Raw genomic sequence first — 21,776 nt, 5'->3', positions numbered from 1 at the left:
GGCCATGCCGGCGTTTTTATTGCGGGGTGTTTGCCCTTATAAATTCTTGCGGGCCGGAATGAGCAGATTGCCAAACAGCAATCCGGCCATCAATGCCATCACGATATTGGTCACTGCCAAGAGTGCGGCTTGTCCGACGCTGACATCCTGTTGCTGCACCAGGGTCAAAAAGCCACGCAAACTGACGCTCCCGGGAACCAGCATGATGATGCCGGGCAACCGGATCAGCGCACCGGGCTTGTGCACCACGCGCCCGAATAAATTTCCCGCGGCGGTCAATGCCATTGCAGAGGCGAATACACCGGCCGGGCCGCCCCAGGCATGTCCTGCATAACGCGCAATGACATAACCTGACATAGCCGCCGCCATGATCCATAAATAATCACGTCGATTGGCTTTGAACAGCACCGCAAACGCATAAGCGGCCACCACCAACGAGGCCCATTCCACCCAGCCGGCCTGTGGCCGCAACGCGGCCACCTGGGGTTGCAGGCCAACCAGCTGGGTCAGCGTCACCGCAATGACCGCACCCACGGTCAGCTTGAGCACCGTGGTGACCGCGCCGGCCAGACGCGCCGTGCCGGAGACCCAGTGCTGGCTGGCCAGCTCGTTGAATGCATTGGTCAATGACATGCCTGGCAGCAGCACCACCAGCGAGGCGATGATCACCGTATTGAGGTTCAAGGGCCACAGCAGGGAGGCCACCAGCGCCGCCACGACCCCGGCCAGCAGGCCGGCCAGCGCCTCGCCGGCTTCCTTGCTGGCAGCGCGCTTGTCGGTGTACTGGGTGAGCAGGCCGATCGACATGCCGATCGCCCCGGCCGTGGCGATATCCAGCCACGGCAGCTTCCACAGCCCGGCCACGCCGGCGGCGGCCAGCCCGAACGCCAGCACCTGCAGGGTCTTGCCGCGCCGGTCCACCTCGCGGTCCAGCCGGCGCAAGGCGGTGTGTCCTTGCCCGATGCTCATGCGGCCGTTGGCCACGCTGTCGGCCACATAGTCGGCCACGATGAGCTTGTACAGATCGTTCTCGCCCGGGGCCAGGCGGATCACCCGCGTGATATCGCTGGAGCCGATCGCCTTGGTCGGGTCGCTGAAGCTCAGGATGATGCCGGTGGGGTTGGACCAGGGCTCGCAGTCCAGGCCCAGCTTCTGCGACAACCCCACCACCGCTGCTTCCAGCCGTTGCGCGGTGGTGCCATAGGAATGCAGGCGCCCGGCGATTTCGGACACGAAGGCGACGCGCTGGGCGTAGGTGGCGCTGGCGGACGGAAGGACAACGGTGGCAGCGGACATGCGTGGCGGGTCGGATCGGAGAAACGCCGTGTCCGGCGAGGCCGCCAGTGTATGCCGCAGCGCGCGTGGCCGGCGCCCTGATTGACGGCCATCGGCACACCGCTGCGGTTGCGTCCCCATCCGTCGCTCACATTGGCCCTGTATGCTGGCGCCACGGACAGGCCACCCATGATCAAACCGCAACCTCCACGCATCGAACAAGACTCGCAGGATCAGGCACAGGTCCGCCTCGCTGGCAGTTGGGTCCTGGCGACCGCCCTGCCCCAGGCAGAATTGCTGCAGGCCGTACCCGAGGGGGTGCGCCGCATCGACGCGCGCGGCATCCAGCAGCTGGATTCGGCCGGCGTACTGCAGCTGCTGCGCTTTGCCGGCCGCATGGGCCTGAAGGAAGACGCGATCGATTTTCGCGATGAGCACCAGGCACTGGTGTGCACCATCGAGGAACTCAACGACGAGCGCCCCAAGCCCAAACGCGATTACGGCTTCGTCGCCGCGCTCGACCGCCTGGGTCGGGCCACCCACCGCGTCGGCCAGGACATCCTGGAGTTGAACAGTTTTCTGGGCGAAAACCTGGTCAAGATCATGCGGCTGATCCACGAGCCGCGGCGCTTCCGGCTGACCTCCACCGTGCATCACATGGAGCAGGTGGGCCTGGACGCGGTGCCGCTGGTGGTACTGCTGTCGTATCTGGTGGGCGCGGTGATCGCCTTCCTGGGCTCGACCATCCTGCGCGACTTCGGTGCGGAAATTTATGTGGTGGAGTTGGTGTCCATCGCCTTCCTGCGCGAATTCGCGGTGCTGCTGACGGCAATTGTGCTGGCAGGCCGCACCGCCAGCGCCTTCACCGCGCAGATCGGTGCGATGAAATCGCGCGAGGAAGTGGACGCGATCCGCACCCTGGGCCTGGACCCGATCAACCTGCTGGTGATCCCGCGCCTGCTCGCGCTGGTATTCACCCTGCCGCTGCTGACCTTCATCGCGATGATCGCCGGCCTGGCCGGTGGCGTCACCGTGGGCGCATTCGACCTGGATATTCCACCGCAGATGTATCTGGCGCGCATGCACGACACCATCCAGTTGCGGCATCTCCTGGTCGGACTCTCGAAGGCACCGCTGTTTGCGCTGGTGATCGGCCTGATCGGCTGCCTGGAAGGGCTGAAGGTCAGCGGCACCGCGCAATCGGTGGGCGAACGTACCACCTCCTCGGTGGTGCAGACGATTTCCCTGGTCATCATCCTCGACGCGATTGCGGCGTTGTGGTTCATGAAGATGGGGTGGTGATGGAGCCGGGATTCGACATTCGGGATTCGGGATTCGTGCAAGGCACAAGCGCCGCTGGCAGCCTGACATTTCGGAGAGCTGTGCCGTGACCAATCCCGAATCCCAAGTTCCCAATCCCGTCCCAGAGGCCGACGACGAACAGCTGGCGATCTCCGTGCGCGGGCTCACCAACCGTTTCGGCAGCCAGACCGTGCACGAAGACCTGGATCTGGATGTGCGTCGCGGCGAGATCCTCGGCGTGGTCGGCGGTTCGGGCACCGGCAAGTCGGTGCTGATGCGCAGCATCCTGGGCCTGCGCGAACCCGACGCCGGCAGCATCCAGGTGCTGGGCGCGGACGCGCGCTCGGGCCGGTTCGCCGACCGCCAGCACATCACCCGCAACACCGGCGTGCTGTTTCAGGACGGGGCGCTGTTTTCGTCGATGACCGTGGGTGAAAACGTCCAGGTGCCGCTGAAGGAACACCATGGCGAGTTTCCCGAGCGCTGGTATTTCGAACTGGCGCTGCTGAAGATCAAGCTCGCCGGCCTGCCCGCCGATGCGCTGGACAAGCTGCCTTCGCAATTGTCCGGCGGCATGCGCAAGCGCGCCGGCCTGGCGCGCGCGCTGGCGCTGGATCCACCGTTGCTGTTCCTGGACGAGCCCACCGCCGGGCTGGACCCGATCGGTGCGGCCGCCTTCGACCGTTTGATCCGCACCTTGCAGCAGGCCCTGGGCCTGACCGTGTTCCTGATCACCCACGACCTGGATACGCTGTACGCCATCTGCGACCGCATCGCGGTACTGGCCGATCGCAAGGTGATCGCCAACGCGCCGCTGGCCGAGGTCGAGCAGATCGATCACCCCTGGATCCAGGACTATTTTCACGGTCCGCGCGCCCGCGCTGCGCGCGCGGCCAAGACCGATTCCACCGAGACCGCCTGAGCATGGAAACCAAAGCCAATTACGTCCTGATCGGCGCCTTCACCATCGTGGCCGGCCTGGCCCTGCTGCTGTTCGGGCTCTGGGCCGCCAAATATTCCTCCGACCGCACCTGGCAGCAGTACCGGGTGGTGTTCCGCGAGGCGGTGACCGGCCTGTCGGTCGGCAGCCCGGTGCAGTACAACGGCATCGCGGTCGGCTCGATCACCGAGTTGACCCTGGCGCCGAACGACCCGCGGCAGGTGGTCGCGCATGTGCGCGTCAATTCGACCACGCCGATCAAGAGCGACACCCGCGCCAAGCTGGCGATCACCAGCCTGACCGGGCCGTCGATCATCCAGCTCTCCGGCGGCACGCCCGAAGCGCCGGCGCTGACCACCATCGACAAGAGCGATGCGCCGATCATCCAGACCACGCCATCGGCGCTGCAGAACATCACCGACACCGCCAACCGCATCGTCGAGCGCATGGACCAGATGCTCTCGGACAAGAACGTGGCCAGCATTTCGGCCACCTTGCAGAACCTGGAAAAGATCAGCGGCGGCATTGCCGATCGCGACGAAGGCATGCAGGCGCTGATCGTCAGCGCGCGCGACGCCGCGCGCAATCTGGACACCACCCTGACCACCACCAACGGCACCATCAAGCGGCTGGATCAGAACCTGGTGCAGCAGCTGCCGGGCATCCTGGAAAAACTCGATGCCACCCTGGTCAAGCTGGACTCGGCGGCCGGCAACGCCGACAACATCCTTGGCGAGAACCGCGCGGCCATCAATAGTTTTGCCAATGATGGGCTGGGCCAGCTCGGCCCCACACTGACCGAATTGCGTGGCCTGATCCGCGACCTGCGCCGGGTCAGCGACAAACTGGACAACAACCCTGCGCGCTACCTGCTTGGCCGCGACGCACCCAAGGAGTTCGAACCGAAATGACTGCCATGCGCCTGTTGCGTCCCTTGCTGTGCGTCTCGTTGCTGGCGCTGGGCGGCTGCTCGGTCCTGACCGGCGGCGACCAGAAGCCGGCCACCATCTATGCGCCCACCGTGCGGGTGACCCCGAACCCGGCGTGGCCACAGGTGACCTGGCAGCTGGTGGTGGCCAAGCCCAGCGCCGCCCGCGTCATCGACAGCCCGCGCATCAATGTGCGCCCGAGCCCTGGCGAACTGCAGGTATACCACGGCGCTGGTTGGGCACAGCCCGCCACCGACATGCTGGAAGACAGCGTGGTGCGCGCGTTCGAAGACTCCGGCAAGATTGCCGCGGTGGCCCATATCGGCACCGGCATCCGCTCCGACTACAAGCTGGCGATCGACCTGCGCCGCTTCGAATCCGATTACGCCGGCCAGTCGCTGCCCTCGGCCACGATCGAGCTCAACGCCAAACTGCTGCATTCGGCCGATCAACGCGTAGTCGCCTCGCGTACCTTCCTGGTCGCCCGCCCCTCCACCGGCACCGATACCGCCGCAGTCGCAGTGGCTTTCGAGCAGGCGCTGACCCAGCTCACCACCGAGCTGGTCGGCTGGACCCTGACCACCGGTCAGCAGGACAGCCAGCACTTGCCGCGTTCGTTGTAAGCGAAAGCGACAGACCTGGAGCGGTTGCAAATACGTCCATGTAAGCTCCTTGGCGGCATCCATGCCGCCAAGGCTCCCGCGACGGTAAGCGGGCAAGCAGTTGAGATGGTCGGTGCGCACAGCTTTCAAAAAAGCAGCTACGGCTACTCGACGCGGTCTCCTCGTCTTCAACACAGCGGCCAGTCGACTGCCTGGGCGGGGCGTCCTCGCTCTTCAATCAAGTCACTCATGAACTTCCTGGTGCGGTGTCCTCGCCGCTTGCGGGACCGTTGGCGGCATGGATGCCGCCAACGGTCCCCATGGATTGGGTTCACGGCGTGTGCCGCAAGCGGTGAGGGCACCGCGCACTCGATCCACTCATCGTTTGACCTGGGCTGCTGATTGCGCCCACGCAAGCTGCGGCCGACACGCCCACCAGGCCACCGCCCAGGCGAGCGCGCTACGCGTTGCTGGCGCCGATCACTGGGACACGCGCACCGCGATCTGACGAAAGGTCAGATTGATGCGCTCGTCGACCGGCTTGGCGGTGCGCGGCAACGCGTGTTTGTAGTGGCGCTGGGTATCACCGCCCATCAACAACAGGTCGCCGTGGCCCAGCTCCAGCGTTTGCTTCAAGGCCGCATCGTCGCGGTGCTTGAACGCAAAGCGCCGCGTGGCTCCCAGGCTCACAGAGGCAATCAACGGCTGCGCGCCCAGCTCAGGCTCGTCGTCGCTGTGCCAGCCCATCGCGTCACTGCCACGTCGGTAGCGATTGACCAGCACGCTGTTGAACCGGTGACCGGTCTCGTCCTCCAGCCGCCTACGCACTGGCTGCAGCACGTCCAGCCACGGCTGTGGCGAGAACCGTGTGCCCGAGTAGCGATAGCTCGCCTCCGGATCGCCGACCCAGCTGCTCAGGCGCGGCGAATCCACCATGCGCCCGAACATCCGGATGCGGTGCACCTCCCACTGCGCCTGCGCCAGCAGCGCCTGCATCAGCGCATCGGCCTGCGCAGGCTGCAGCCAACCCCGCCACCAGTTGATCTCCGCTCCCGGCAATGCCACCCGAATCCTCATGCCGGAAACGCTAGCACGCAGGCCTGCGCACTGCGGATGAATCGACGCGATTTGCCGCCGTCACATGCAATCCCGGAAAATGCGCGACAGCCATCGAGCCAACGGGAGCGGAGCAATGTCGGAAGCGGGAGTGGGCGCACACGCGTCAGAGGCGGTCGAGCGTGACGTCATGGAATACGACGTCGTCACCGTCGGTGCCGGTCCGGCCGGGCTGTCGTTTGCGATCCGGCTCAAGCAGCTCGATCCGAGCATCAGCGTCTGCGTGATCGAAAAATCCAGCACCATCGGTGCGCATATCCTGTCCGGTGCGGTGATCGAGCCCGGCCCGCTGGATGCACTGCTGCCAGGCTGGCGCGACAGTCCGCCGCCGATCTGCGTGGCGGCCACCAACGACGAATTCTGGTTCCTCGGCAAGGACAGCGCGCGCAAGTTCCCGGTGGTTCCGCCGGGCATGCGCAACCATGGCAACTTCATCGTCAGCCTGGGCGCGATGTGCGCCTGGCTGGCGCCGCAGGCCGAAGCGCTGGGCGTGGAGATCTACCCCGGCTTCGCTGCCGCCGAAACGCTGCACGACGACAGCGGCCAGGTGGTGGGCGTGCGCATTGGCGACATGGGTATTGCAAAAGACGGCTCGCACAAGCCCGGCTACACCGCCGGCATCGATATCCGTGCCAAGGTCACCGTGCTTGCCGAAGGCGCGCGTGGTCACCTGACCAAGCGGCTGCTCAAGCGCTTCGACCTCACCGCCGACAGCGACCCGCAAGGCTATTCGATCGGCATCAAGGAACTGTGGCAGGTCCCGGAAGGCCGCGTCACGCCCGGCAAGATCGTGCACACCATTGGCTGGCCAGCCGACAACCGTACCTACGGCGGCAGCTTCGTGTATCACCTGGACAACAACCAGATTGCGCTCGGTTATGTGAGCGGGCTGGACTACAGCGACCCGACCTACCAGCCGTGGGAAGCCTTCCAGCAATGGAAGAACCACCCCATGATCAAGCCGCTGCTGGAAGGTGGCAGCATCTTGTCTGCCGGTGCCCGCGCACTGGTCAGTGGCGGTTGGCAATCGCTGCCGAAAGTGGACATGCCCGGCGCCTTGCTCATTGGCGACACCGCCGGCCTGCTCAACGTGCCCAAGATCAAGGGCACCCACCAGGCGATTCGCAGCGGCATGCTGGCCGCCGAACACCTGGTGCAGTCGCAGCTGGCGCCGCAGGGTTTCGATGCCACATTGCGCGCCTCCGACGTCATGGCCGAGCTGAAACAAGTCCGCAACATCAAGCCAGGTTTCAAGAAAGGCCTGTGGTTCGGCCTGCTCAACGCGGCCTGGGAAACCGCGCTCAAGGGCGCTTCGCCGTGGACGCTGAAGAACAAACCCGACTGGTCGGCGCTGCACAAGCTCGGCGAGTACGAGCAGCCCAAGCGCGACTACGTCACCCGCGACCTGGCCCCCCGCGACCGCTTGCAAGCCGTTTATTTCGCCGCCACCGAGCACGATGAAGACCAGCCGGTGCATCTGAAGGTGCTGGACACCGATGTGTGCGCCACCCGCTGCGTGACGGAATACGACAACCCCTGCACGCGCTTCTGCCCGGCCAACGTCTACGAAATGGTCGCGGACACCGCCAGCCCCTCCGGCAAGCGCCTGCAGATCAACGCGGCCAACTGCGTGCACTGCAAGACCTGCGACATCAAGGATCCGTACGAAATCATCACCTGGGTCACACCGGAGGGTGGTTCGGGTCCGAACTACCAGAATCTCTAAAAACCAGGGGCCTGACAGGCCCCTGGCTATTTAAGCGGCGATGAATGCAACGCCGGTCTTGTTGCGCAGTTCCTCCAGCTCCACTCCATCGGCATGTTCCACCAGCACCAATCCTTCTGCAGTGACATCGAACACCGCCAGATCGGTAATGATGCGGTCCACCACGCCGACGCCGGTCAGTGGCAGGTCGCATTCGCGCAAGATCTTGTGGCTTCCATCCTTGGCGACGTGCTCCATCAACACCACCACGCGCTTGACGCCGGCCACCAGATCCATTGCACCGCCCATGCCCTTGACCATCTTTCCGGGCACCATCCAGTTGGCCAGGTCGCCGCGCTCGGTGACCTGCATCGCGCCGAGAATGGCAAGGTCGATGTGGCCGCCACGGATCATCGCGAACGAATCGTGGCTCCCGAAATAGCTGGCACCGGCGCGGGCGGTCACGGTCTGCTTGCCTGCATTGATCAGGTCCGCGTCCACTTCGTTTTCGGCAGGAAATGGGCCGATGCCAAGCAGGCCGTTCTCCGACTGCAGCCACACATCGACGCCGTCGGGGATGTGGTTGGCGACCAGCGTCGGCAAGCCGATGCCCAGGTTGACGTAGGCGCCATCGGTCAGTTCGCGCGCCGCGCGTGCGGCCATCTGGTCTCTGGTCCAGGCCATCACTGCTGTCCTTCGCGCACGGTGCGCTGTTCGATGCGTTTTTCCGGCGTGGCGTTGAGCACCAGGCGGTCCACGTAAATGCCGGGCAGATGCACCTGATCCGGATCGATGACGCCCAGCTCCACGATGTCCTCGACCTCGGCGATGCACACGCGTCCGGCCATGGCGCAGGCGGGATTGAAATTGCGCGCGGTCTTGCGGAATACCAGGTTGCCGGCGGTATCGGCGCGCCATGCCTTGACCAGCGCCACGTCGGCCTGCAACGCGGTTTCAAGCACGTAATGCTTGCCGTCAAATTCGCGCGTTTCCTTGCCCTCGGCCACGATCGTGCCGTAGCCGGTGGCGGTGTAAAACGCAGGAATGCCCGCGCCACCGGCGCGCAAACGCTCGGCCAGGGTGCCTTGCGGATTGAACTCCAGCTCGAGTTCGCCCGCCAGGTATTGGCGTTCGAATTCCTTGTTTTCGCCCACGTAGGACGAAATCATCTTGCGGATCTGCCGGGTGGCCAATAATTGACCAAGCCCGAATCCGTCGACGCCAGCGTTGTTGGAGATCACGGTCAACCCGCCGATCCCACTGTCGCGCACGGCTGCAATCAATGCCTCCGGGATTCCACACAACCCAAAGCCGCCCACCGCCAGGGTCTGACCATTGGCCAGTACCCCGCTCAGTGCTGCCTTGGCATCGGCATAGCGTTTGCCGCTTGCCGCACCACGTCCTTCGCTGCGCATCACCGCCCTCACCTCGCTGATGTGAAGCGCCCATTCTATCCGCTGACTGTTCCCTGTCCCCGGTCGCAATTCCGCCACACCCAAGACACGGCGCAGCCGCTAAACTCGGGCGTCCCCCACTTCAGGATTTGCCCATGACGCTACCCGCCTTCAAGGCCTACGACATTCGCGGCCGTGTGCCGGATGAACTCAACGAGGACTTGGCCCGCCGCATCGGCGTGGCGCTGGCGGCGCAGCTGGATCAAGGGCCGGTGGTCCTGGGCCATGACGTGCGCCTGGCCAGCCCGGCGCTGCAGGAAGCGCTGTCGGCCGGCCTGCGCGCCAGTGGCCGTGACGTGATCGACATCGGCCTGTGCGGCACCGAGGAAGTCTATTTCCAGACCGATTACCTCAAGGCCGCCGGCGGCGTGATGGTGACCGCCAGTCACAACCCGATGGACTACAACGGGATGAAGCTGGTCCGCGAGCAAGCGCGACCGATCAGCTCGGACACCGGTCTGTTCGCCATCCGCGACACGGTCGCGGCCGATACCGCAGCGCCAGGCGAGCCCACCGCCAGTGAGCAGAGCCGCACCGACAAGACGGCCTACCTGGAGCACCTGCTCAGCTACGTGGACCGCAGCACACTCAAGCCGCTCAAGCTGGTGGTCAATGCCGGCAATGGCGGCGCCGGGCTGATCGTCGATCTGCTTGCGCCGCATCTGCCGTTCGAGTTCGTGCGCGTGTTTCATGAGCCCGATGGCAATTTCCCCAACGGCATCCCCAACCCGTTGTTGCCGGAAAACCGCGACGCCACCGCCAAGGCGGTCAAGGACAATGGCGCCGATTTCGGTATTGCGTGGGACGGCGACTTCGATCGTTGTTTCTTCTTCGATCACACCGGCCGCTTCATCGAAGGCTATTACCTGGTTGGCCTTTTGGCACAAGCCATCCTTGCCAAACAGCCGGGCGGCAAGGTCGTACACGACCCCCGCCTGACCTGGAACACGGTCGAGCAGGTCGAAGAAGCCGGTGGTATTCCGGTGCTGTGCAAGAGCGGCCACGCCTTCATCAAGGAAAAGATGCGCAGCGAAAATGCCGTCTACGGCGGCGAGATGAGCGCACACCATTATTTCCGCGAGTTCGCCTACGCAGACTCCGGCATGATTCCGTGGCTGCTGATCGCCGAGCTGGTGTCGCAGTCGGGTCGTTCGCTGGCCGATCTGGTCGAAGCGCGCATGCAGAAATTCCCCTGCAGCGGCGAGATCAACTTCAAGGTGGCCGATGCCAAGGCCTCAGTTGCCCGCGTGATGGAGCACTACGCCTCGCTGTCGCCGGAGTTGGATTACACCGACGGCATCAGCGCCGATTTTGGCCAATGGCGTTTCAACCTGCGTAGCTCCAACACCGAGCCGCTGCTGCGCCTGAACGTGGAAACGCGCGGTGATGCCGCACTGCTGGAAACGCGTACGCAGGAAATTTCTAACCTGCTGCGCGGCTGATCTACCATTCTCCCCCACCTTTGACGCACTGGAGTTTCCCCCGCCCATGAGCGACGTCCTACCCATTATCTTGTCCGGCGGCTCCGGCACGCGCCTGTGGCCGCTGTCGCGCGAGTCCTATCCCAAGCAATTCCTGCCGCTGGTCGGCGACAAGAGCATGCTGCAGTCCACCTGGCTGCGCGCGGCTCCCGTCGCGGGCCACGCCCCCATCGTGGTTGCCAACGAAGAACACCGCTTCATGGCCGCCGAGCAGCTGCAGCAGTTGGGCGTGAAGCCTTCGGCCATCCTTCTGGAACCCAAGGGACGCAACACGGCGCCGGCGATTGCCGTTGCAGCGCTGGAAGCAACCCGCGATGGCGCCGATCCGCTATTGCTGGTGCTGCCTTCCGATCATGTGATCGGCAACGAAGCTGCATTCCAGGCGGCAGTGAAGGTGGCCGCAGAAGCGGCGGCACAGGGCAAACTGGTGACCTTCGGCATCAAGCCAACCGCGCCTGAAACCGGCTATGGCTATATCAAGGCAGGTGCCGGGACTGCTGCCAGCGCGGTCGAGCGCTTCGTCGAGAAGCCTGACCTCGCGACCGCGCAAAGCTACCTGGCAAGCGGCGAGTACTATTGGAACAGCGGCATGTTCCTGTTCCGTGCGTCGCGTTACCTGGAAGAATTGCGCAAATTCCATCCGGCCATCGCCGATGCGTGCCAGAAGGCGTGGGAAAACGGCAAGCGCGACGCCGATTTTACCCGTCTGGACAAGGACGCCTTCGCCGCCAGCCCGTCGGATTCGATCGACTATGCAGTGATGGAAAAGACCGCCGATGCGGTCGTGGTGCCGTTGGATGCGGGTTGGAACGACGTCGGTTCGTGGTCTTCGCTGCTGGATGTCTCCAACCAGGATGCGCAAGGCAATGCGCACCATGGCGACGTGATCCAGCTCGATTGCCAGAACACCTACGCGTACGGCTCGCGCCTGATCGCCATGGTGGGGCTTGAGGATGTGGTGGTCGTTGAAACGCCGGACGCCGTCCTGGTCGGCCACCGCGACCGCATTCAGGAGGTCAAGGACGTCGTCAGCCAGATCAAGACCGCTGGCCGTTCCGAGGCCACCTGGCATCGCAAGGTCTACCGTCCATGGGGTGCTTACGATTCCATCGACATGGGCCAGCGGCACCAGGTCAAGCGCATCACCGTCAAACCTGGTGCGGTGCTGAGCCTGCAGATGCATCACCACCGCGCCGAACACTGGATCGTGGTGAGTGGCACTGCCGAAGTAACCCGTGGCGAAGAAGTCCTGCTGCTGACCGAAAACCAGAGCACCTACATCCCGCTGGGCGTCACCCATCGCCTGCGCAATCCGGGCAAGCTGCCGCTGGAACTGATCGAAGTGCAGTCCGGCAGCTATCTGGGCGAAGACGATATCGTGCGCTTCGAAGACACCTACGGCCGCGCTTAATCGCGCGTCTCAACGTAGACTGCAATATCGACGGCGGCCTATGGCCGCCGTCCTGCGTTATCCATGGCCCACTTTATGGCGGCACGCTGCGCGCGCAGATCAGAGGTAGCATGCCTCCATTGGCGATCTCGCACACAGGTGCGTGCGGGCAACGCAGCTGCATCGCTCGCAGTTCGACACCGCTGTTAGCTGCGTGGGGCGGCAAATAGCGCAGCAGCGCCGTGAGCTTCATGGGTGGCCTGGCCGGTGGCATCCCACCCGCCAGGACTCGGCGCCGGTCTGGCTCAGTTGTCGCCGAACAGGTCGCGCGTATACACCTTGCCCTGCACGTCCTGCAGCGCCTCGGCCATGCGGTTGCTGATGATGACGTCGGCCTCGCGCTTGAAGGCCTCCAGGTCGTTGACCACGCGCGAGCGGAAGAACTCAGGATCGTTCAACGTCGGCTCGTACACGATGACGTCCACGCCCTTGGCCTTGAGGCGCTTCATCACCCCCTGGATGCTGGACGAACGGAAATTGTCGGACCCGGCCTTCATGATCAGCCGATAGATGCCGACCACCTTGGGATTGCGTCGCAGCACGTCGGCGGCGATGAAGTCCTTGCGGGTCGTGTTGGAATCGACGATCGCCCGGATGATGGTCTGCGGCACGCTCTGGTAGTTGGCCAACAGCTGCTTGGTGTCCTTGGGCAGGCAGTAACCGCCATAGCCGAAGGACGGGTTGTTGTAGTGGCTGCCGATACGCGGATCCAGGCAGATGCCCTCGATGATCTGGCGGCTGTCCAACCCATGGGTGAGCGCGTAGGTGTCCAGTTCGTTGAAGTAGGACACACGCATCGCCAGGTAGGTATTGGCGAACAGCTTGATCGCCTCGGCCTCGGTCGGCTCGGTGAACAACACCGGCACATCGGGCTTGAGCGCGCCTTCCTGCAACAGCCGCGCGAAGGTCTCCGCGCGCGCCGAACGTTCGCCGACGATGATCCGGGACGGATACAGGTTGTCGTACAACGCCCGGCCTTCGCGCAGGAATTCCGGCGAAAAGATGATGTTGTCGGTCCCGAACTGCTCGCGCACCTTGGCGACGTAGCCGACCGGAATGGTGGATTTGATCACCATGGTCGCCTGCGGATTGATCTCCAGCACCTTGGCGATCACGACCTCGATCGACCCGGTGTTGAAATAGTTGGTGTCCGGATCGTAGTCAGTGGGTGTGGCGATGATCACGAACTCCGCGCCGGCAAACGCCTCGTTGGCGTCCAGGGTGGCCTTGAAATTCAAGCCCCCCTGGGCCAGCGCGGCCTCGAGTTCCTTGTCGACGATCGGCGAGCGGCCTTCGTTGAGCAACTTGACCTTGGACTCGACGATGTCCAGCGCCACCACTTCATGGTGCTTGGCGAGCAACACGCCATTGGACAGACCGACATAGCCGGTACCCGCGACAGCGATCTTCATTGGAATTCCTTGCGACATTGGATGGGGGAGGATGCAGCGCGCTGCATGCAGGCCATGGCGTGATGACGGTGCGGCCGAGCCCGCAATGGGGCTGGCGCGCCCGCTGGGGGACACGCGAAAACCTGCACGGTGCCGACTGATGCGATACAGCGCACACCTGCATGCATCCAGCGGATGCGTCGTGCGTTGCATCCGCTTCAGCGGCACATCCACGTCGGCCGCGACCTGCGCGGAGCAGCTCGCCGGTACGGCGCGGATCAGCCCTGATGGTAGCCGAAGCGAAGTGCAAGCTATGAGTCGGTGCTGAAGCCGCACCGATCGATGGCACCACCGACCAGGCTCACCGTTGGGCCAGCGTGTCCAGCACCTGGCTCAGTCCATCCTGCCAGTCCGGCAGGCGGATGCCGAAAGTGTCCTGCAGGCTGTGAGTGTCCAGACGCGAATAGGCCGGGCGCTTGGCCGGCGTGGGATAGTCGGCGGTGCCGATCGCCTCCACGCGCGGCGTGCGGGCGAGCAGGCCGCGCGCGCGCGCCTGGGCGAAGATGGCTTCGGCGAAACCGTGCCAGGTGGTCTGCCCGGCGGCGGTCAGATGCCACAAGCCGGAAGGTTCGCCCGGCTGGCGGAGCGCGTGCGCCGTGATGTCGGCAATTAACGCCGCTGGCGTTGGCGTGCCGATCTGGTCGGCAACCACGCGCAGCACATCGCGCTCGGCGCCCACACGCAGCATCGTGCGCAGGAAATTGTGTCCATGCGCCGCGTAGACCCAGGCAGTGCGGAAGATCAGATGACGGCCGCCAGCCGCCTGCACCGCTCGCTCGCCGGCCAGTTTGCTCTGCCCGTACACGCCGAGCGGCGCGGTGGCGTCGTCCGGCAGGTAGGGGCGCGTGCCCTGCCCATCGAAGACATAGTCGGTCGAATAATGGACCAAGGGCACATCGGCGCGCGCGCACCATTGCGCTATCACGCCGGGCGCTTCGGCATTGGCGCGGAAGGCCGCATCGCGCTCCTGCTCGGCACGATCGACGGCGGTATAGGCGGCTGCGTTGACCACTAACGCCGGCCGCACCCTATTTAATGCCAGGTCCAGCGACGCAAGCTCGTTCAGATCGATCCGCTCACAGGGGAGTCCATCGGCCAACTGCCCTGAGCGGGACGCAGCCACGACGGTACCCAGCGGCGCCAGCACCCGCAGCAACTCGGTACCCACCTGCCCGCTGGCACCAATCACCAGCGTGGTCATCCCTGATAAACCGGCAGGCGCTCTTCGGCGATATCCTCAAGAAACGGCGCAGCCCTATCCTTTGCAGACAGAATTGGCGAACTGATCGGCCAATCCACACCGATGGTGGCGTCGTCCCAGCGCACGCTTGCGTCGGCGTCATGGACGTAGATGTCGGTGCACAGGTAACTGAAGACCGCACGTTCGGACAGAACTGCAAAGCCATGCGCAAAACCTTCCGGAATCCAGAACTGCCGATTGTTCTCGGCGCTCAGGATGGCGGCAGTCCACTGACCGAAGTACGGTGATCCGCGCCGGATATCCACCGCCACATCGTAGACCTCGCCCTCCAGCACGCTGACCAACTTCCCCTGCGGCCGTGGCCATTGGTAGTGCAGACCTCGCAGCACGCCCTTGGTCGAAGTGGAGATATTGCTCTGCAGGAACCGCGCGGAAAATCCGTGCTGGTCGAAGCGTTCGGCATTCCAGGCTTCGAAGAATTGACCCCGCTCGTCGCCCAGGACTCTTGGCTCAATGACGAAGCAACCAGGCAGGGATGTATCGATGACTTTCAAGGAACCACTCCACGTTGTGCGAGCGAATGCAGGTATTGACCATAAGCATTCTTGCGCAAGGGGGCGGCCAGTTGCTCCAGTTGGGAAGCATCGATCCATCCTTTGGCGAAGGCGATCTCTTCCGGGCAACACACCTGCAGCCCTTGCCGCATCTGGATCGTCTCGATGAAGTTGGATGCCTCGTGCAGGGATTGATGCGTTCCCGTATCCAGCCAGGCGTATCCACGTCCAAGCGGCTCCAGGTGCAGGTCTCCTGCTTCCAGGTAGCGCCGATTGAGGTCGGTAATCTCCAGCTCTCCCCGGCTGGAAGGCTTCAGCTGCGCAGCGTACTCGCAAGCCCTGGCATCATAAAAATAGAGGCCGGTGACCGCATAATTCGAGCGTGGCTGCAGGGGCTTTTCCTCGATATCAATTACCTTGCCCTGAGCATCGAACTCGGCCACCCCGTAGCGCTCAGGATCATTGACCCAGTAGCCGAACACGGTGGCTCCCTGTTGACGCGCATCAGCACGTCGCAACGTGTCCGTCAGGCCATGTCCGTGGAAGATATTGTCTCCCAATACCAGGCAGCTGGGCTTGCCATCGATGAAGTCGCGCCCGATCAAGTAGGCCTGAGCCAGCCCATCAGGGCTGGGCTGCACCGCGTAGCGGATATGCATGCCCCACTGTTCACCGTCGCCAAGCAGCGTCTGAAACAATGACTGTTCGTGTGGCGTATTGATGATCAGCACTTCACGGATACCAGCCAGCATCAGCACGCTGAGTGGGTAATAGATCATCGGCTTGTCATAGACTGGCAGCAGCTGCTTGCTGACGCCTTTGGTAATCGGATACAGGCGTGTTCCCGATCCGCCAGCCAGAATGATGCCTTTGCGTTGTGTCATGGGTATATCCTTTGGCGCCCGCCGTGTCCGCGGGCCGTGACGATGACTGCGTTACGCTGCGACCCCGATTCGCTCCAACCGATAGCTACCGTCCAACACTCCTTGCACCCAGGCTTGGTTATCCAGATACCACTGCACTGTCAGTGCAATGCCCTGCTCAAAGGTATAAGCCGGTTGCCACCCGAGCTCGTTCCGGAGTTTGCTGGCATCAATGGCATAGCGGCGATCATGGCCGGGCCGGTCGGTCACGTGCGTGATCTGGCTGGCACGAAGTTGACCATCGGAGCGCGGACGTTGTTGATCTAGGAGCGCGCAGATCGTACGCACCACCTCGATGTTTTGCCGTTCGGCATTGCCGCCGACGTTATAGGTTTCCCCAACCCGCCCCTTTGCAAGCACTGTGCGAATCGCATCGCAGTGGTCACTGACAAACAGCCAGTCGCGCACCTGCTTTCCATCCCCGTACATGGGTAGTGGCTCCCCTGCCAAGGCCTTTGCGATGACCAGCGGAATCAACTTCTCGGGAAAATGGTAGGGGCCGTAGTTGTTCGAGCAATTGGTCGTTAACACCGGCAGGCCGTACGTATGATGAAACGCCCGCACCAGATGGTCGGATGCGGCCTTGGATGCGGAGTAAGGCGAATTCGGAGCGTAGGGCGTGGTTTCGGTGAATTTTCCGGTTTCTCCCAGGGTGCCGTACACCTCATCGGTCGACACGTGCAGGAAGCGAAACGCATGCCTGGATTCCTGCGGCAGCGCCTTCCAGTAATCCCGCACGGATTCAAGCAGGGCCAGGGTACCGACGACATTGGTCTGGATAAACGCACCCGGACCATCAATCGAGCGGTCCACGTGGCTCTCGGCGGCAAAGTTCAGAACTGCGTCAGGCTGGTGCTCTGCCAGCAAACGATCCACCAGCGCTCCGTCGCCGATATTGCCTTTGACGAAGACGTGATTCGGATTGTCCTCCAAAGACGCCAGGGTTTTCAGGTTGCCTGCGTAAGTGAGCGCATCCAGGTTGATGACGCGCACGCCACGCGCGACCGCCTCCAACACGAAGTTGCCGCCAATGAAGCCCGCTCCGCCGGTCACTAACCAAGTTGCCACTGCCTATCTCCTGATCGCGCGTTCGCCGCACTCAATTTCAAGCCCGACAGGATATACGTTGCGCGCAACAGCGGTCGAAGTCGCCCTCGCAGGCCCATTCCCGCACCGCACCATCCATACGCCATCGCATGGTAGCTCTACCCCGGTTAGAATGCCCCCACTCCCGTGCCTGCCGCCGCGGCCGGGCCTTCCCGCAATAGCTGAAGGATCTCGTACACGATGAAAATCCTCGTCGCCTACAAGCGCGTGGTGGACTACAACGTCCGCATTCAGGTCAAGCCGGATGGCTCCGGCGTGGTGACCGAGGGCGTCAAGCTCTCGCCCAACCCGTTCGACGAAATCGCCCTGGAAGAAGCATTGCGCCTGCGCGATGCCGGCATTGCCACGGAAGTCGTGGTCGCCACCCTGGCGCCGGCCGATGCGGCTGCGCACCTGCGTAACGGCCTGGCCATGGGCGCCAATCGCGCCATCCACGTGGTCACCGACGCGGCCATCCAGCCGCTGACCGCCGCGCGCACTTTGCTCAAGCTGGTCGAGAAGGAACAGCCGGACCTGGTCATCCTGGGCAAGCAGGCAATCGATGACGATGCCAACCAGACCGGCCAGATGCTCGCCACACTGTGGGGCCGCCCGCAGGCCACCTTTGCCGGCAAGCTCGTGGTTGCCGGTGGCAAGGCGACGGTCACGCGCGAGGTCGATGCCGGCCTGGAGACGCTGGAAGTGGACCTGCCGGCGGTGGTCACCACCGATCTGCGCCTGAACGAGCCGCGCTTCATCAAGCTGCCGGACATCATGAAGGCCAAGAGCAAGCCGTTGGAAACGCTGGCGTTTGCCGACCTGGGTGTCGACGCGCATGACAGCCTGACCACCACCCACTACGCCGCGCCGTCCAAGCGCAGCCGCGGCGTGATGGTCAAGGACGCCGCCGAGCTGGTGGCCGCACTCAAGCAGAAGGGGTTGCTGTAATGGCCAAGGTTCTCGTTGTTGCCGAACATCTTAACGGCCAGCTCAACGCTGCCACCGCCAAGACGCTGAGCGCTGCGCTGGCGATCTCGGCCGAATCCATTGATGTGGTTGTGCTGGCAGCCGACCCGACCGCGATCGCTTCCCAGGCGGCGCAGTTGGCCGGCGTCAGCCGCGTGTTGGCGGTGGCCAATGCGGCCAACGAACACGCCATTGCGCAGGTGCTGGGCCCCCAGATCGCCCAGCTGGCCGGCCAGGGCTATACGCACGTGTTCGGCCCCTCCACCACGTTCGGCAAGGATCTGATGCCGGTCGTGGCTGCGCTCCTCGGCGTCAACCAGATCTCCGATCTGATGTCGGTCGAAGACGCTTACACTTTCAAGCGTCCGATCTACGCAGGCAACGCCATCATCACCGTCAGGGCACCGGCCGACCAGATCGTGGTCGCGACGGTGCGCAGTGCATCGTGGCCGGAAGCTGCCGGCGGTGGAAGCGCGACGGTTGAGTCGGCCACCGTGGAGGTCGCGCTGCCGACCCATACCCGCGTTGTCGGCCTGGCAGCAGGCAGCTCCGACCGCCCCGACCTGCAAAGCGCAAAGCGCGTGGTCTCTGGTGGTCGCGGCGTCGGCTCGGCCGAGAACTTCCAGCACATCTACAGCCTGGCCGACAAACTCGGTGCCGCCGTGGGCGCCTCGCGCGCGGCAGTGGATGCCGGTTACGTGCCCAACGAGCTGCAGGTCGGCCAGACCGGCAAGATCATCGCCCCGGAGCTTTACGTGGCGATCGGCATCAGCGGCGCCATCCAACATCTGACCGGCATCAAAGACGCCGGCACGATCGTGGCGATCAACAAGGACCCGGAGTCGCCGATCTTCGAGATCGCCGATATTGGGCTGGTGGGGGATTTGTTTACGCTGCTGCCGGAGCTTGAAGCCGCTCTTTAAGCATTGATTGCGACGCCGAAGGAGTTATGACATTCGGCTTCAGAACTGAATTCTTGCGGGCGCCCAATTCATTCGGGCGCCGCCCAAAGTTTTAGGGGGAACACTTGCCTGCCATGTTTGAATCACGGTCGCCTGCGGCACCTCTGTCCCCAGCAACGAGGCCAGAGGTGTCGGTCGTGTCGCCTATCTACGGCTGCAAGGACTGCCTCGAGCATCTTGTAGAGCGTGTCGAACAAGCGCTTGCTCGGATAACTTCAAGTTACGAAATCATTTTAGTGGATGATGCAAGCCCCGATGGGGCCTGGTCGCGCATCAGCGAAATCGCCCAGCACCGCGAATCTGTCATTGGAGTTCGTCTGAGCAGAAATTTTGGGCAGCATGCTGCGATAACTGCAGGGCTTGGCATCTCCAAAGGCTTCAAGGTCATCGTCATGGACTGCGACCTCCAGGATCGCCCGGAAGAAATACCCAATCTGCTTGCCGCCTTGCGCGGCGACACCGAGATTGCGCTAGCCCAACGCGTGCAACGTCAAGACAAGGCGCTCAAACGCGCAGGATCCTTCGCTTTTTATAAGTTCCTTGGGTGGTTGACAGGTGCAACATACGACCACACGACTGCAAACTTTGGTGCATACAGCAGAAAGACCGTCGACGTCATCGTTGCCATGCCTGAGCAGGAAAGATTTCTTCCGATGCTAGTACGCTGGACGGGCCTGAAGACTGCACATGTGCCGGTCACTCACGAAGCGCGAGATGCAGGGGACAGCGGCTACACGTTGCGCCGCCTTCTAAGGCTTGCCGCCAGCATTGCACTCTCCTACTCGGACAAGCCACTTCGCCTGGTGGTTGGGGCAGCTTTGATATTCGCTCTACTTTCGATTGGAGTCGTCGCCTTCAGCATTTCTCGCTACTGGGTTGGTGACACTCAGGTAGCAGGATTCACGAGCATCATAGCTTCTGTGTGGCTCATCGGAAGCGCAATCCTGGCAAGCGTCGGGGTGTTGGGACTGTATGTAGGGCGCATCTTCAGCAGCGCAAAACAGCGGCCTCATTACGTCATCTCTACCATCACGGGACACCGCCCGTGAGTGAGCAGGTCATTTTTTCAGAAATAGAAACAGATCGTTTTGGACTGAGAATCGGGCGGGCTCGATTGGAGTCTGATATCGAGATGTCTGCTCACATTGCTAACTCGATCAGCGACCAGAGACTGGACATCACCGTACTCCGCGTGCCTGCCGGCTCTCACGCGACTGTCTCGGCGTTGGCAGAGAGCAGTTTTCAGATACTCCATGCAGACACGCTCGTCTACTACCGCCTGCCACTGCCCGTCGACAAGTGGTCAGCACCTGTTGGTGAAGCCGAGGTCGTGTTTCGGCTCGCAGATGCTTCTGATGTAGCGGAGCTGCAACGTATTGCCCGCGACGGCTTCGTGGGTTACCGCAGCCATTATAACGCCAATCGCAGACTGCCAGCAGAGCAGATTCTGGAGGGATACATTGAGTGGGCATGTGCCTATCTGGCCGCGGGCCAGACAGACCGCTTTACCTGCTTGGCAACATCAGGAACCGAAGCGGCCGGCTTTCTAACATGCTCAATCGACAGCCGGATTCGGCAATGCGAGGTAGTCCTGAATGCAGTTCACCCTGCGCATGCGGGAAAGGGAATCTATACCAGAGGGCTGATCTGGATCGCCGCACACGCCTACGATAGAGGCTGCAGGGAGCTGATCATCAGTACTCAGGTGTGGAACTACCGCGTGCAACAAGTGTGGGCGCGCCTAGGCTTCGCGCTATTCAACGCTTATGACACTTATCACATTATGCCATCGACTTTGGCATTAGGGCCTCCCCTTACAACACATGGTCCCCGCTGATCTTATGAGCTACGTATTCATCGCTTTGACAATTTTGCTCACGATCTATGGTCAGCTTACTTTGAAATGGCAAGTTGGCTTGAACCCGGACGCTACTATTGCAGGTAGCAACTGGCGTGGCATCATCTTGCTGTTGCTCAACCCTTGGGTGATCAGCGCCTTTGCAGCCGCTTTCGGGGCGTCGCTGTGCTGGATGGCAGCCATCGGCAGGATGCCGCTCAGCAAAGCCTATCCCTTCACGTCCCTGAGCTTCCCAATCGTTGCAATTCTCTCTATATGGATGTTTCGCGAGACCATGGACTGGCATAAGATTTCCGGAACGATTCTAATCATTGCAGGAGTCATCGTAGTATCACGATCAGCTGGAGCGTAAAATGGCTCAAAAAACGGATGGTTTGCACGCTATTCTCTCGGCGCCAAGTATGTACAACCTATTGCAAACTGCCTTAGGGAAGGTCTGAACAACGAGACCTGACAGGGCGGAAGGTGGCGTCGTTCCGAAGAGTGGCTTTTGGAACTTCGGAATTTCGCCATTTCTGGCG

The 21,776-nt window shown here is 62.8% G+C and carries 21 protein-coding genes; 12 read left to right on the top strand and 9 right to left on the bottom strand.

From position 1 onward, the window contains the following. Positions 1-36: 36 nt before the first annotated feature. The gene (locus J7360_RS20415; protein ID WP_057662925.1) at positions 37-1,296 is read right to left on the bottom strand and encodes a threonine/serine exporter family protein; all 1,260 of its coding nucleotides are present in this window, start codon (positions 1,294-1,296) and stop codon (positions 37-39) included. A gap of 168 nt (positions 1,297-1,464) precedes the next feature. Here J7360_RS20415 and J7360_RS20410 point away from each other — a divergent pair, with 168 nt between their 5' ends. From J7360_RS20410 to J7360_RS20395, 4 genes are all read left to right on the top strand, one after another. After that, positions 1,465-2,577 (top strand): ABC transporter permease, encoded by a 1,113-nt coding sequence (locus J7360_RS20410; RefSeq protein WP_057662922.1) that lies wholly within the window; start codon positions 1,465-1,467, stop codon positions 2,575-2,577. A gap of 85 nt (positions 2,578-2,662) precedes the next feature. Further along, positions 2,663-3,499 carry an ABC transporter ATP-binding protein gene (locus tag J7360_RS20405; protein WP_057662918.1) on the top strand — a complete coding sequence of 279 codons (837 nt, stop codon included), beginning with the start codon at positions 2,663-2,665 and terminating at the stop codon, positions 3,497-3,499. A gap of 2 nt (positions 3,500-3,501) precedes the next feature. After that, positions 3,502-4,428: an MlaD family protein gene (locus J7360_RS20400; protein ID WP_003484185.1), complete on the top strand. Its 927-nt coding sequence runs from the start codon at positions 3,502-3,504 to the stop codon at positions 4,426-4,428. Next, positions 4,425-5,069, top strand: coding sequence for an ABC-type transport auxiliary lipoprotein family protein (locus J7360_RS20395; RefSeq protein WP_022559971.1), 645 nt, complete (start codon positions 4,425-4,427; stop codon positions 5,067-5,069). Before J7360_RS20400 ends, J7360_RS20395 begins: the two co-directional genes overlap by 4 nt. A gap of 459 nt (positions 5,070-5,528) precedes the next feature. Here the strand turns inward: J7360_RS20395 and J7360_RS20390 are convergent, their stop codons facing one another. Continuing rightward, positions 5,529-6,125: an alpha-ketoglutarate-dependent dioxygenase AlkB gene (locus J7360_RS20390; protein WP_022559972.1), complete on the bottom strand. Its 597-nt coding sequence runs from the start codon at positions 6,123-6,125 to the stop codon at positions 5,529-5,531. Positions 6,126-6,240: 115 nt separating this feature from the next. Between J7360_RS20390 and J7360_RS20385 the strand changes: the two genes are divergently transcribed. Beyond that, positions 6,241-7,890, top strand: coding sequence for an electron transfer flavoprotein-ubiquinone oxidoreductase (locus J7360_RS20385; RefSeq protein ID WP_057662915.1), 1,650 nt, complete (start codon positions 6,241-6,243; stop codon positions 7,888-7,890). A 30-nt stretch (positions 7,891-7,920) separates the two neighbouring features. On the opposite strand, the gene J7360_RS20380 is transcribed toward J7360_RS20385, so the two are convergent. Further along, entirely contained in the window at positions 7,921-8,553 is a 633-nt protein-coding gene (locus J7360_RS20380) for a CoA transferase subunit B (RefSeq protein WP_007962677.1), read from the bottom strand. Then, the gene (locus J7360_RS20375) at positions 8,553-9,284 is read right to left on the bottom strand and encodes a CoA transferase subunit A (protein ID WP_007962676.1); all 732 of its coding nucleotides are present in this window, start codon (positions 9,282-9,284) and stop codon (positions 8,553-8,555) included. The genes J7360_RS20380 and J7360_RS20375 overlap by 1 nt, the downstream gene beginning before the upstream one ends. Before the next feature lie 134 nt (positions 9,285-9,418). On the opposite strand from J7360_RS20375, the gene J7360_RS20370 reads away from it, so the two are divergent. Together J7360_RS20370 and J7360_RS20365 are read left to right on the top strand one after the other, a co-directional pair. Further along, positions 9,419-10,765, top strand: coding sequence for a phosphomannomutase/phosphoglucomutase (locus J7360_RS20370; protein WP_005913455.1), 1,347 nt, complete (start codon positions 9,419-9,421; stop codon positions 10,763-10,765). A gap of 46 nt (positions 10,766-10,811) precedes the next feature. Beyond that, a complete protein-coding gene (locus J7360_RS20365) occupies positions 10,812-12,215 on the top strand; it encodes a mannose-1-phosphate guanylyltransferase/mannose-6-phosphate isomerase (RefSeq protein ID WP_007962673.1) in 1,404 nt (467 codons plus the stop codon). 284 nt (positions 12,216-12,499) lie between these two features. Here the strand turns inward: J7360_RS20365 and J7360_RS20360 are convergent, their stop codons facing one another. The 5 genes from J7360_RS20360 to rfbB form a co-directional block, all read right to left on the bottom strand. Next, the gene (locus tag J7360_RS20360; RefSeq protein ID WP_057662908.1) at positions 12,500-13,666 is read right to left on the bottom strand and encodes a nucleotide sugar dehydrogenase; all 1,167 of its coding nucleotides are present in this window, start codon (positions 13,664-13,666) and stop codon (positions 12,500-12,502) included. 340 nt (positions 13,667-14,006) lie between these two features. Next, on the bottom strand, positions 14,007-14,906 hold the full coding sequence (gene rfbD / locus J7360_RS20355; protein WP_057662903.1) for a dTDP-4-dehydrorhamnose reductase: 900 nt from the start codon (positions 14,904-14,906) through the stop codon (positions 14,007-14,009). Further along, a complete protein-coding gene (gene rfbC / locus J7360_RS20350; RefSeq protein WP_016851441.1) occupies positions 14,903-15,460 on the bottom strand; it encodes a dTDP-4-dehydrorhamnose 3,5-epimerase in 558 nt (185 codons plus the stop codon). Before rfbC ends, rfbD begins: the two co-directional genes overlap by 4 nt. Further along, positions 15,457-16,344, bottom strand: coding sequence for a glucose-1-phosphate thymidylyltransferase RfbA (rfbA, locus tag J7360_RS20345; RefSeq protein ID WP_005913450.1), 888 nt, complete (start codon positions 16,342-16,344; stop codon positions 15,457-15,459). Before rfbA ends, rfbC begins: the two co-directional genes overlap by 4 nt. Positions 16,345-16,395: 51 nt before the next feature. Then, a complete protein-coding gene (rfbB, locus tag J7360_RS20340; protein WP_057662900.1) occupies positions 16,396-17,451 on the bottom strand; it encodes a dTDP-glucose 4,6-dehydratase in 1,056 nt (351 codons plus the stop codon). 219 nt (positions 17,452-17,670) lie between these two features. Here rfbB and J7360_RS20335 point away from each other — a divergent pair, with 219 nt between their 5' ends. The 5 genes from J7360_RS20335 (at position 17,671) to J7360_RS20315 (ending at position 21,607) form a co-directional block, all read left to right on the top strand. Then, positions 17,671-18,417, top strand: coding sequence for an electron transfer flavoprotein subunit beta/FixA family protein (locus tag J7360_RS20335; protein WP_057662897.1), 747 nt, complete (start codon positions 17,671-17,673; stop codon positions 18,415-18,417). Next, on the top strand, positions 18,417-19,358 hold the full coding sequence (locus tag J7360_RS20330) for an electron transfer flavoprotein subunit alpha/FixB family protein (RefSeq protein ID WP_209034669.1): 942 nt from the start codon (positions 18,417-18,419) through the stop codon (positions 19,356-19,358). The genes J7360_RS20335 and J7360_RS20330 overlap by 1 nt, the downstream gene beginning before the upstream one ends. Positions 19,359-19,534: 176 nt before the next feature. Further along, positions 19,535-20,446, top strand: a complete 912-nt coding sequence (locus J7360_RS20325; RefSeq protein WP_057662953.1) for a glycosyltransferase family 2 protein — start codon at positions 19,535-19,537, stop codon at positions 20,444-20,446. Further along, complete coding sequence (locus J7360_RS20320; protein WP_139792831.1) at positions 20,443-21,234, top strand: GNAT family N-acetyltransferase; 792 nt, start codon at positions 20,443-20,445, stop codon at positions 21,232-21,234. Before J7360_RS20325 ends, J7360_RS20320 begins: the two co-directional genes overlap by 4 nt. A gap of 4 nt (positions 21,235-21,238) precedes the next feature. Further along, a complete protein-coding gene (locus tag J7360_RS20315) occupies positions 21,239-21,607 on the top strand; it encodes an EamA family transporter (protein WP_057662950.1) in 369 nt (122 codons plus the stop codon). Positions 21,608-21,776: the final 169 nt, after the last annotated feature.

This window comes from Xanthomonas sp. D-99, from assembly GCF_017746145.1.
Taxonomy (GTDB): Bacteria; Pseudomonadota; Gammaproteobacteria; order Xanthomonadales; family Xanthomonadaceae; genus Xanthomonas; species Xanthomonas cissicola.
This window is presented reverse-complemented; position numbering and strand designations above follow the sequence as displayed.